An 11,803-nucleotide genomic window follows, 5' to 3' on the forward strand; every position below is an offset into this window, starting at 1 on the left:
CAAGCAGATTCCCCCGTTTCATTAATTCGCCAGAGTGGGTAAGTTTTTATATCCAGTTCCACCATTAATGAGATGGTTGTAATAACCCCGAATAAATCTCAGCGCTTGTTAAAGAATATCCTGAATACGCAAACCTCTCGAAAGATGAGTTTAATGCGCGCGTACAGAGCGATCCTGCCTATAAAGCAGTAGCAGATTTGTGGGGCACAGGTGGTACCTATTCGATGGTGGCAACGGCGGTTGCGGGTGCTCTGGGCGGACTGAGTGCCAGCAATCTCGGCGCGGCGGCCAGCGGGGCGATGGCCCCTTATATCGCTAACGCGATTAAACAGGTCACTACAACTCATAATGCTGACGGCACTGAGAACGTCAACCTCGTAGCAAATACTATGGCCCACGCCGTAGCGGGTGCTGTGCTGGCTCAGATGTCCGGCAGCAGCGCGGCGGCAGGCGCTGCCGGAGCGTCGGGTGGTGAGCTGGCAGCACGTGCAATTGTAAAAGTGATGTATCCGAACACAGACATCAGCAGTCTGTCCGAAAGTCAGAAGCAGATGGTAAGTACGTTGAGCCAGCTTGCAGCAGGACTGGCTGGCGGTATTGCGTCGGATTCGTCAATGGGGATTGGAACCGGAGTCAGCGCCGGGAAAAATTCGGTTGAGAATAATGCACTATGTAGCGCCGCAGTATGCCTCACCAACCCACTTGAAGCAAATACTTCCGGTGGCGGCGCTCCAGCAGGAGCAGCCATAGGGGTTTCCGCTGGAACAGCAATTGCAGAATCGTTGAAAGATGATGATAGTAGAAAAGAGCCAAATTTAGGTCATGATATATCAGGCGAACATAAGCAAGAAATTGCAGGCGGTGGAGGTAGTTCTCCGAATGGATGGGAGCCTGATGAAGAAGATAGCAAAAGCGATAGCAAAGATAATCTTGACCCTAATAATCGAGCCCAACATGAAGATTACTTAGACTCACTTCGGGCATCAATGGAGAAACCGAATGTAAAAGATGATACACTTAAAAATCTTATTGATGACCTATATCGGCCTAATGCAAAAGTAGGAAGCGGTAGCACTGCAGACGCAGTTAGATATGAGTTAAGGACTGGAGAGCAGGTAGGGGGTAGAGGACACATCGAAAAGGCTGAAACATACTCAAGAGCGTTAACCAAATGGCTTGAAAATAACCCTAATGCATCACCAAATGACCGTGCTGCAGCAGAGAATGTTTTAAAAGATATGCAAAATGCTTTATCAGGAAAATAAATATGACTAATGAAATTGAAAAGCTCATTAACTACTATAGGTCCTTATCAATTAAAATTGATGAGGATGTGCAAAAATGCTTTGAGTTTTGGACCCCTGAAACCCCACCCGCGCTACTTATTTTTTCAGCAATAGGAAGATCTATTGGTTCTAATATAAATGAATTGGATGAAAGAGATAAAATTCGCCTTTTCAACTCTATTGAGAATGGAATTGCATCAAATGATCATACAGTTTCTACCGCAATAGCCACGGGACTAATCGAAGCGCTATTAGGCTCCATTGGTGAAGATTGTGTTAAATGGGAAAAAATATTCATTTTTTTAGGGCCTGAGACAAAAAAACATGCTTTGGCATGGGGGAATTTTTCTGGGGGTTAATATTCCTTTTATCACATCAATATTAAGGGAGATTGCAACCCAAAACCTTAATTTATAATAATATTCTTAGCGGTGGATGAAGTTTATTACTCTCAAAGCCTTTGATGTTCTACACTTAATGTAGATGAAAATAAAATAATTGGAGAGTAGAGCATATGACTTAGTGCGTAATGCATGATTAAAAATCATATTTAACATAATCATGATTATGCGCACTTAACTTCACAATCCAATTTGATGATGTCACTTTTTAGCTAGCCAATAATGTCACCCGGATACGGAGCGTTTGCTACCTTAGCTGATGCAGCACCCAGCCTGTTGTCACTCAATGTCACCAGTAGCAGCAAATGAACTTCAACCGCGACACTGATACCGTCAGTCTTACTGGTAATCCCGAAACCCATCACATTGATGAAGCTTCACCCCACCGCAAACTGACGCTGCTACGTGAAAATTACGTTGGTTTCGGGCCATACTGCCGCAGAAAAACGTCAGAAGCATCTCAGGATCAAACTCTCCTGCAGACACGATGTGAACAAAGAGTTTACTGACTCAGCTTGCCGCAAAACTTTTTTCGATATTCTGCGGGAGAGATGCCCAGCTTAATTTTAAAATGCCGGCGCATGCTCAACGGTGTAGAAAAACCTGATTCGATGGCGATAATCTCTATCGGTTGATCGGTTTTTTCCAGATAACGTTGTGCCAGCGCCAGGCGCTGATTACATAGCCAGTCGCTAAAACAGTTGCCGGTAGTTTGCTGGAAACGGCGGGAAAAACTGCGCGGACTCATTAACGCCTTTTGCGCCAAATCTTCTAATGTCAGGGTATGTTTTAAATTTTTGCTCGCCCAGGCCAGCGCATTCATAAAACAATCGTTGGCAGTGGAATCATGAACAGGTTGTTGAATAAACTGCATCTGACTGCCCTGACGATGTGCCGGTACCACCAACATGCGTGCCACATTATTGGCGATATCCGCACCACATTGCTTACGCACCAGATGCAGGCAGCAGTCGATACTGGCGGCGGTGCCGGCTGAGGTGACAATCTGGCCCTCATCGATATACAACACATCGCGGTCAATCGCCACCTCCGGATAATTCTGTTCAAATTCTGCCATCCAGCGCCAGTGAGTCGTAGCACGCGATTGCGTCAGCAAACCGGCTGCGGCGAGCACGAACGCCCCAAGACACAGTCCGATGATGGTCGCGCCCCGTGCGGCAGCCTGCTGTAATGTTTCTATCAGTAACGCAGGAGGCTGCACGTGAGGATCGCTCCAGCTCGGCACAATCACCATATCCGCCTCGCGTACGCTCTCCAGCCCATGGTCCGCCAGAATCGAAAAACCACTGCTGGTCTTTAACGGAGCGCGATGCGCGGCACAAATCATGGATCGTCACGGGCTTAATGACGCATATGTGCGTTTCTTCCACCGCACGTGACGCGGTTCCGCTGGGCTTCTCTGTGATTATTCCGGAAGATGCCACGGCAACCCGCGATCTGGCCACCTGGGATAATAATGTCGTGGATCACAACGTTCTCCAGCAGGCCGCGCTGGCCGGTGTAGCCGATGTGTTCGCGGAAATTAAAACCACCGATACCGTGCTGGCCATGCCGGTAAAGTAAAATCGTCATTACTGACGGCGCCTGGCACTCTTTTCAGGCGCTGTTAATGAGAACGTAGAAAGCTGCACTGCATGTTTGCATGGCGAATGGCGACGCGCTGACAGCCAGGCGGCTTGCAAACGTGGAGCGAGAATATTCCGGTGATCACGCCCTCGCTGGCAACGGATAACACTTCGTCCAGTTGTAGTTAGTCTTCGCCAGCATCAGTTCTCCCGCCACCGCACCAAAATTGATGTCCTGACGTTCATAAAAGAATTGACGCAAAACTGCGGGTAAAAACTCAGCGCCGTAGCGCAGTAACGTGCTGTGCCAGAATGGTGCCGGCAACAGGCTGTTGCCATGCCGCATCAGCAATTCATTTTCCCAGTCTGAATCCAGAACCTTGTCGCAGAATGACTGGCGCATGGCAATCGCAGGCGTATCAGGTATACCCGCAAGCAATAACTGACTGGGCAACGCCACTAAGCGCAGATCCCGGATAACGATTTTTTTCGCAGCAAATTCCTGCCAGATCGTGGTCAGTTGCGCCACTTTCGCTGGTAAAGGCTCATTGATGTTGTAAAGCGGCAAAGTCAGAGGCAAAAAAGTAAAATGAAGACCTTGCACTGGCAAGGTATCGGCAAGCGGATCAGCCTGTGTGAGTCGTTGCAATTCATCAATCAGACGTAACACCGGTAAGGAAACTGACGGCTTTATCCCTGCGGCAAGCGCCAGTTTAAACGGATCGTAGTAATTCTCTTCACGGATGTTCCCGATGCCTGCATTTTTCGCCCACCGCGCAATCGTGTTTTCGTTCGCAGAACGGTACCGGGTTTGCAGACTGATTGGTTGCATGTCAGACCTTAGGGTATTTGGATGAGCGCAGATAATTAATTATGAAACGTTTTTTAGCAGATACTCCAGCCTGATTGTGGTGCAAACGCGTGATTATCTCATGCCTATTCAACCCTACTTAAACGATGCGCGATTTGTCTTCGCTCTGGCGGATCAAAGCATCTACAATGCCGGCGAAATTTTTACTGATGAGGATACACAATTGGACACCTGTCCCACACGATTACAATCGGTGCCGATGCTGAGATAGCCTCATCGCTGTCTTAGCCCTGCGTTAAGACGGTGGATTTCCCTCCCCCTTTTTCCTGCGTTCTGTCTGGCCCCGCTGTAATCCATTCTTATAACCCTGAATATTCATTGCCCGGCGGTGATGGAGTGAGGTCTGACATGGACTGGAAAATCTTTTTATTGCGCGTCACGGTCGCGCTGATTCTGGGCGCGCTAATTGGCAGCGAGCGCCAGCTGCGCCAGCGCCTGACCGGGCTGCGCACCAATGCGCTGGTCAGCACCGGTGCCTGTTTGTTTGTGCTGATGACGCAAAGCGTACCGGGTATTGCCGCAGATGCCTCGCGCGTCGCGGCCTATGTGGTTTCCGGCATCGGCTTTCTTGGCGGTGGCGTCATCATGCGCGATGGCCTGAATGTGCGCGGCCTTAACACCGCTGCCACGCTGTGGTGTACCGCGGCGATTGGCATTCTTTGCAGCATGGGCTTGTTGCTGGAAGCAGGCATCGGTTGTGTGGTTATTCTGTGCGCCAACATCCTGCTGCGCGAGCTGGCACAGGGCATCAATCGGCAAAGCATCATTACTGCGGAAGACGCCAGCCAGTATTACAAAGTGCAGATCATCTGTCTGGCGGCCGATGAGGTGCAGGTGCGCAGCCTGATGCTGCATAGCCTCGGTGGCAGCGGTCTGCGGCTGCAATCCCTGCACAGTGAGGATCTGGAACCCTCACACCGCATGGCGGTAAATGCGGAAGTGCTGGGTAAACCCAGCCTGACCGATCAGCTGGAAAATCTGGTCAGCCGCATCAGCCTGGAAAAAGGCGTCAGCTCGGTCAGATGGCAGGTGTGTGAGCCGGAGACCGATTGAGTCGTTAAACGCGATGCGGCTGCGCTACCTGCCAAAGCGCAGCCGCAGCGTTGCCGGCAGCACGGTATGCTGGCTGATGGGTTCATCGCTGTTAATCATGGTAGTGAGCAGCGTAAAACACTCCTGCGCCAGGCGCGGCACATCCTGCTCGACGGTATCGATCGGCAGAGTTAGTGAGTCATACAGATAGTGGTCGTCAAAGCTGGCCACGCGGATGTCGCTGTGCAGCAGGTGATGCTGGCTCATGTAGCGTAACACCCCTTCCAGCAGGCCGCAGGCGGCGGTGAAAATCGCTTTGGGTGGACGCCCCAGCCGGGCGCACAGCGCGGCAAACATTTCATAACCGCTGCTCGGGTGATAGTTGCCGTGAATGATCCACTCCGGCCGTGGCGTCACACCTGCCCGCTCAAGGCCCTGCATAAAACCGGCCAGACGATCTTTGGTGGGTGACAGACGCGGCTGACCGCCGAGGAAATAAATCTCATCCGGATTGGCACGCGCCAGCCGTTCCACCAGCTCGGCAGTCGGCGTGACCGAATCGGTCATCACCAGCGGCAGCTGCGTGTCATTAACGTAGCGGTCAAACAGCACGATCGGCAGCTGATCGCTCAGTTTGACGTAGTCACTGTCGCTTAACATGCTGGACGCCACAATCAGCCCATCAACCTGACGCGCCACCAGGTTATCCACTACCACCCGCTCCTGCCCGGCGTTTTCGTCAGTGCAGGAGATCAGCAACTGTAAGCCTGCCTCGCGACACAGATTTTCCAGCGCGTGCGAGAACACGGCAAAACCATGGTTGGTGATCTCCGGCACCACTAAACCAAGCGTATGGCTGCGATTATCGCGCAGCGAGCGCGCGTGAATACTGGCCTGATAGTGATGTTCGCGCGCCAGCGTTAATACCCGTTCACGCGTCTCTTTCGCCACGCGCAACTCTTTGCCACGGCCATTCAGCACCAGGCTGGCGGTGGCTTTGGACACCCCCGCCAGCGCGGCGATATCCGCTATGGTAACGCGTTTGGTTTTTCTCACGTCAGTGCATCGGTTAAGGAAACAATGACTTATTCTACCATGCACGGCCGCAACGACCAGTAGCGCGCCGTCACTTCTGCGTGTCCGGTCAGGGTTAATTGCGCCGGATGCGCCGGGAAGTAGCGGCTGCTCATCACCCCTTCCCCTTCATTAATGAAAATCTCGACGCTGGAGTGATCGCACAGTAACTGGAGCTGACTCACCGCGCCGCGCCAGTAACGGAACTGCCACTCGCCGTTTGCCAGACTGCGCCGCGCGAGCCGCAGCCCGTCGGCGCGCCACTCCAGCCGTAGCTGGTCGGCGAAATCCAGGGTGATGTCGCCCTGCCCGCTCAGCAGTAATTCCAGCCGCTGCGCATCAATGACCGGCGCATCGGCGGCTGGCCCCTGATAGTGCTGTTCAGCGCTGCGCAGCGCCTGCAGTTCAATAACCGGACGCTGGAACAGCCGGCCATCACGCGTGCCCAGTTCGCGCACGCAGGTCATCTGATGGATCCAGCCATTGGCCACCGTGGGCTGCAGCATCTCCTCGCCGTCCGGCACGCCCATCCAGCCCACCAGCAGCCGGCGTCCGTCGGCGGTTAGCGTGGTTTGCGGCGCGTAAAATTCGAAACCGGCGTCAAGCTCATGCAATTCGCCATGGCTAAAGCGGGCGTTAGCATAATCCAGATCGCCGGACAGCCACGCGCTGGGATGCGCATTGAGAAAACGATGATCTTCCTGCGCGATGCCCTGCGGGCAGCAAATCAGGAACGTGCTATCGCCGAGGGTAAACATGTCCGGACATTCCCTCATGTAACTGGCTGCCGCCAGCCCGTTCAGGCCGCTGCCGGCAATCTCGCCCAGATTGTGCCACTCACGCAGGTCCGCCGAGCGCAGCAGCAACACTTTGCCCTGCTTTTGTTGATCCTGCGCACCCAGCACCATGAACCAGTGCTCGCCATGCCGCCACACTTTCGGATCGCGCACGTGTCCGGTATAGCCGTCGGGCAGCGCGATCACCGGCCCGAGCTTGTCAAAGCCGCCCTGCGCATTCTGCACCGCCAGACATTGCCAGGCGGTGCGCGCGCCATCGGCAAACTTCACGTTGCCGGTATAGATCAGCGTCAGTGCGCCATTATCATCAACGGCGCTGCCCGAATAGCAGCCGCTGCGGTCATACTCTTCATCCGGCATTAGCGCTATGGGTTCATGCTGCCAGTGCAGCAAATCGGCGGAACTCCAGTGGCCCCAGCATTTATGCTGATGCTGACAGCCCAGCGCATTCCACTGATAGAACAGATGGTAACGCCCGGCGAAGTGGATAAAGCCGTTCGGATCGTTAAGCAATCCGGTGACGGGTGCCAGATGCCAGCCCGGATAATGCGGGTCGCTCAGCGCGCGCGGCTGACCGCGCATCACCGCCTGTAAAATATCGGGTAACAATGTAGAAGCCGCCATTATTCCGCGTCCGTTTTGTATTTGAGCAGATAAGAGATCACAAATGCGCTGCTGAAGGCAATCACCATGCCAATGGCATAGTTAAGCAACGAACTGGCCTGCACAATCGCCATGCCCGGCAGCCCGGTGAGACCGACAGCCGTCATATACACATGCACCGACACTACCCAGGCACCGCCCAGCGCGCCGCCAATCAGGCCGGCGATAAAGGGTTTCATAAAGCGCAGGTTGATACCGAAAATCGCCGCCTCGGTAATACCCAGCAGCGCTGAAAAGCCGGACGGCAGCGAGATGGCTTTGATTTTCACATCTTTGGTTTTGAACCATACCGCCAGACAGGCACCGCCCTGCGCCACGTTAGCCATCGCCCAAATCGGCAGCAGGAAGTTGACGCCAATCGCCGGATTGCCCAGCAGCCCGGCTTCAATCGCATGGAAGCTGTGGTGCACGCCGGTGATCACGATAACTGAGTAAAGCCCGCCAAACACCAGTCCGGCCAGCCAGCCGGCATGGGCAATCAGCGTGCTGAGGACGAATGAAATACCATCGCCCAGCATCCGCCCTGCCGGACCAATCACCAGCAGCGCAACGAAGCCGGCGATAATCACCGTCAGGAACGGCGTCAGGATCAGATCCAGCGCGTCCGGAATCACCCGGCGCAGCTGCTTCTCCAGCACGCTCATAAACCACACCGCCAGCAGCACCGGAAACACCGTGCCCTGGTAGCCGATCATCGCCACTTCGATACCGAAAAAGTTCATGGTATGGAAGCCGGCCGCCACGCCCCAGGCGTTGGTGAGCGCCGGATGCGTCAGGATGCCGCCGAGCGTGGCACCGAGGAACGGGTTACCGCCAAACTCACGTGCCGCGGTAAAGCCAATCAGGATTGGCAGGATAATAAAGGCCGCCGAGCTGCACATATCCAGCATGATATACAGCGCGTTGTCGGGGTTAACCCAGCCGTAGGTTTTAACCATGCCGAGCAGTCCCATTAGCAGGCCAGAGGCCACAATCGCCGGGATGATCGGTACAAAAATGTTCGACAGCAGACGCGCAATACGCTGGAACGGATTGAGCTTGCGCGCGGCGATGTCCGCGGCTTCAGATTTACTGGTTTCACTGATGCCAGCTTCGCGGATAAACGCGGCATACACTTTATTCACCACGCCAGTGCCAAAAATCACCTGCAGCTGTCCGGCATTGCGAAAACAGCCCTTCACACCCTCCAGTTTGCCAATCGCGGCGGTGTCGGCTTTGGCATCATCCACCAGTACCAGGCGCAAACGTGTGGCACAGTGCGCCGCACTGGCGATATTTTCCCGGCCTCCCAGCAGCGGCAGCAGCGACCGGGAAAGAGTAACAAAATCCATAGTAACCTCTGTTTTTGGTTGTTATGCCATCATGCGCTAAGCGGCCCGCATGCGGGCCGTTTCATCAGAACCAGGTTTCCATTTGCACGCCAAAGTTCCACTCGCCACCGGAATTAAAGCCGGTGCTGCCAAAGGCGTCATCGCTGGCGTAGTTATCCAGACGATGATCCCAGTCCATCCAGCTGGCGAACAGGCGGATTTCCGGACGCTTGAGAAATTCGCCCACATCGCTGGCTTTGAGCGTGGGGGCGACGGTGAGCTTGTAGAAGTTGCCGCTGACGGCCTGGCGATTGTTATAGCCTTCAGGCCGCAGATCCATGTATTGATATGAGCCTTCATACTGCATCTCAAAGTTCTGCGTAAATTCCTGAATCAGGCGCAGGTTCACGGTGGCCCACTCATAGCTGTCGCCTTTGAGATAGCGGTCTTTGCTGCTCTGCGCCAGCAGCGCCGGCGCGATGTGCCAGCCAGCGCCCAGCGGCGTCATGCCGTAGCTGGCGAGCCGCCAGGTGTTCGCCTGCGGCAACAGCGCGCCGTCGGAACCAATACTCTTCACTTCTGCACCGAGGCCATGACCGTACAGCAGCGCGGTTTTCGCTGAACCTTCACCCAGGCCGTAGAAGCTGTCGTTGTGCAATCCGACCAGGGCGTGCACACCGTCACTGGCGGCATCACTTTTCACGCGGTTGCCGTCAATATCGGTGCGCTGATCGTTATCTTTCGCGCGCATGCCGCTCACCATCAGCTGCAGCGGCCCGACAAAGTTATTCAGCGACAGAATGTAGTTTTGCGCGGTGTTGTCGTTATTTTCGATGTCCCCGAAGGTGCGGCCATAAATCGACAGGTTGCTGCGGGCGTCATCGCCCCACTTCATGTCGTAAATACCGGCCCCGGTTCCGGCGAGAAACACCACATCGGAATCGATCCAGTGGATGTCGAAGTTATCGCGGTCGAAACGCTTACCGGCCCACACCGTGGTGTCTTTGAACGCGCCGGTGAAGGTCGGGAGCTGCCCCAGCTCGACAAACGCCTGACGCAGGTTGAGATCGCTGCTGGCGGCAGTCCAGTCGTTGTAGGTGCGCTGTCCGTCGGCCAGCATCGCCTTGAAGCGCGTGGTGGCACCGTTGGTCAGCGTTTGTTTATGTTCGAGGTTAAGTTCAACGTAGGTATCCGGCTCATTGCCGAGCCGCCCGACGTGACCGCCGGTCTCACCGGCTGGCGTGACGGTGGGCCCGCCCTGAGTTTTGGCGGCGGAACTGTTCATCAACAGGCCGGAACGCGCGTAGCCATGAAACTCAAAGCCCTCTGACTCGCTGCTGGCGGCAGGCGCAACAGGCTGAGCGGCCTGCGGTTCGGTCTGTGCCACGGCAACCGGCGTCGGGTTCTGCTGCTGCACCGCAGCCAGCTTTTGCACCTGCTGTTCCGCCGCCTGCGCGCGCTGCTCCGCCACGCTGGCACGCTGTTCAGCCGCGGCCAGCCGTTTTTCCATCGCCGCCAGACGCGCTTCAATACTGCTCATGTCGTCTGCCGCCCAGGCTGGGCCTGAGCCTAATACGGTACTAAGGGTTATAGCGATTATGCTTTTTTTCACTGTTTTGCATCCCTGAGGCAAGGCTATCATCAGATGTATTTTTTGCTAAACCGGTTTAGGCACCGCATCATAGCGGTGCCATTTTTTAAAGCGCAATGGATTTTGCTAAACCGATTTAGTGGATGTGAGATACATCGCAAAACAGGGAAAACGGCGGGGTCAGATACTGTGCTGCTGTAGCTGTTGATAGTTGGGTAACGCGGTCATCGCGCCTTTGGCGGTAGTGGCCAGCGCCCCGCACACCTGCGCCGTGCGCAGGCAGGCCGCCAGCTGCGCTTCATCCGCCGGCAGACCCCGCTGCGCCAGTTCCCACAGCAGTCCCGCCACGAAGGCATCGCCGGCACCGGTGGTATCCACGCTGATCACCGCGCGCGCGGGATAGTGAGTTTGCCGGCCATTAAAATAAGCACGCACGCCAGCGCTGCCCTGTGTGACTAACCACAATTTAACGGAGAAGCGCTGCGCCAGTTGCGCGATGCCGCTGTCAATGTCGGCGGTGTCCGTCATAAAGGCCAGTTCTTCCACGGAGAGCTTCACCACATCCGCCCGTTGCAGGGCCGCACTGAGGCATTGCAACAACTCTGGCGGATCGGACCACAAATCAAGACGGATATTGGGATCGAAGCTGACAAAACCGCCCGCCTCACGCACACGCTGCATGGCGGTTAACGCCGCCGTGCGCGACGGCTCGGCGAGTAACGCAATCGAACAGCAGTGCAGCCACTCGCCACACTGAAACCGCGGTAAATCGTCTGGCGTGAGAAATAAGTCGGCGCTGGGGCGCACCATGAAGGTGAAGGTACGCTCGCCCTGCTCATCCAGGGCCACGACCACCGTGGAGGTGCGCTGCTGCGCATCTTTGCGCATGTGGGAAACATCCACCTTTTCCTGCGCCAGGGTCTGACACAAAAAACGGCCAAAAGGATCGTCGCCCACCCGTCCGATAAATCCGCTGTTACCCGCCAGCCGGGCGATACCCACTGCCACATTGGCGGGCGCGCCGCCGGGACACTGCAACAAACGGCCTGCGTCATCAGGCAGCAAATCCACTACGGCATCACCCAGACACCAGATACGTTTCATCATGATTCAGTCTCACTTAATCGCTAAAACGGTTTAGCAAAGCATGCATATTAATCATGAATGCGGGTATTTGTCACCGTGAACAGTC

General features: G+C 55.1%; 10 protein-coding genes and 1 pseudogene. 4 read left to right on the forward strand and 7 right to left on the reverse strand.

Going from position 1 to position 11,803, the window contains the following annotated elements; translation table 11 throughout:
* Nucleotides 1-224: 224 nt before the first annotated feature.
* Both F3J36_RS24160 and F3J36_RS06165 read left to right on the forward strand, forming a co-directional pair.
* The gene (locus F3J36_RS24160; RefSeq protein WP_247653146.1) at nucleotides 225-1,265 is read left to right on the forward strand and encodes a VENN motif pre-toxin domain-containing protein; all 1,041 of its coding nucleotides are present in this window, start codon (nucleotides 225-227) and stop codon (nucleotides 1,263-1,265) included.
* 2 nt (nucleotides 1,266-1,267) lie between these two features.
* A complete protein-coding gene (locus tag F3J36_RS06165; RefSeq protein ID WP_166719207.1) occupies nucleotides 1,268-1,645 on the forward strand; it encodes a hypothetical protein in 378 nt (125 codons plus the stop codon).
* A 544-nt stretch (nucleotides 1,646-2,189) separates the two neighbouring features.
* Here F3J36_RS06165 and F3J36_RS06170 read toward each other — a convergent pair.
* Nucleotides 2,190-3,035, reverse strand: coding sequence for a GlxA family transcriptional regulator (locus F3J36_RS06170; protein ID WP_166719208.1), 846 nt, complete (start codon nucleotides 3,033-3,035; stop codon nucleotides 2,190-2,192).
* On the opposite strand from F3J36_RS06170, the pseudogene F3J36_RS06175 reads away from it, so the two are divergent.
* Nucleotides 3,029-3,271: pseudogene (locus tag F3J36_RS06175) on the forward strand (cysteine hydrolase family protein); the annotation flags it as partial. The gene F3J36_RS06170 and the pseudogene F3J36_RS06175 overlap by 7 nt on opposite strands.
* 144 nt (nucleotides 3,272-3,415) lie before the next feature.
* Here F3J36_RS06175 and F3J36_RS06180 read toward each other — a convergent pair.
* Complete coding sequence (locus F3J36_RS06180) at nucleotides 3,416-4,105, reverse strand: hypothetical protein (RefSeq protein WP_166719209.1); 690 nt, start codon at nucleotides 4,103-4,105, stop codon at nucleotides 3,416-3,418.
* A 387-nt stretch (nucleotides 4,106-4,492) separates the two neighbouring features.
* Here F3J36_RS06180 and F3J36_RS06185 point away from each other — a divergent pair, with 387 nt between their 5' ends.
* On the forward strand, nucleotides 4,493-5,197 hold the full coding sequence (locus F3J36_RS06185) for an MgtC/SapB family protein (protein WP_166719210.1): 705 nt from the start codon (nucleotides 4,493-4,495) through the stop codon (nucleotides 5,195-5,197).
* Nucleotides 5,198-5,221: 24 nt separating this feature from the next.
* Here the strand turns inward: F3J36_RS06185 and F3J36_RS06190 are convergent, their stop codons facing one another.
* From F3J36_RS06190 to F3J36_RS06210, 5 genes are all read right to left on the reverse strand, one after another.
* Nucleotides 5,222-6,232, reverse strand: coding sequence for a substrate-binding domain-containing protein (locus F3J36_RS06190; RefSeq protein WP_058770156.1), 1,011 nt, complete (start codon nucleotides 6,230-6,232; stop codon nucleotides 5,222-5,224).
* Between the two features lie 29 nt (nucleotides 6,233-6,261).
* Entirely contained in the window at nucleotides 6,262-7,671 is a 1,410-nt protein-coding gene (locus F3J36_RS06195; RefSeq protein WP_166719211.1) for a sucrose-6-phosphate hydrolase, read from the reverse strand.
* Nucleotides 7,671-9,041, reverse strand: a complete 1,371-nt coding sequence (locus tag F3J36_RS06200; RefSeq protein ID WP_058775023.1) for a sucrose-specific PTS transporter subunit IIBC — start codon at nucleotides 9,039-9,041, stop codon at nucleotides 7,671-7,673. The genes F3J36_RS06195 and F3J36_RS06200 overlap by 1 nt, the downstream gene beginning before the upstream one ends.
* Nucleotides 9,042-9,105: 64 nt before the next feature.
* Nucleotides 9,106-10,662 carry a carbohydrate porin gene (locus tag F3J36_RS06205; protein WP_211072899.1) on the reverse strand — a complete coding sequence of 519 codons (1,557 nt, stop codon included), beginning with the start codon at nucleotides 10,660-10,662 and terminating at the stop codon, nucleotides 9,106-9,108.
* Nucleotides 10,663-10,791: 129 nt separating this feature from the next.
* Nucleotides 10,792-11,718 (reverse strand): aminoimidazole riboside kinase, encoded by a 927-nt coding sequence (locus tag F3J36_RS06210; protein WP_166719213.1) that lies wholly within the window; start codon nucleotides 11,716-11,718, stop codon nucleotides 10,792-10,794.
* Between the last annotated feature and the right edge of the window lie 85 nt (nucleotides 11,719-11,803).

Source organism: Pantoea sp. Cy-640, from assembly GCF_011752635.1.
Lineage (GTDB): Bacteria > Pseudomonadota > Gammaproteobacteria > Enterobacterales > Enterobacteriaceae > Pantoea > Pantoea dispersa.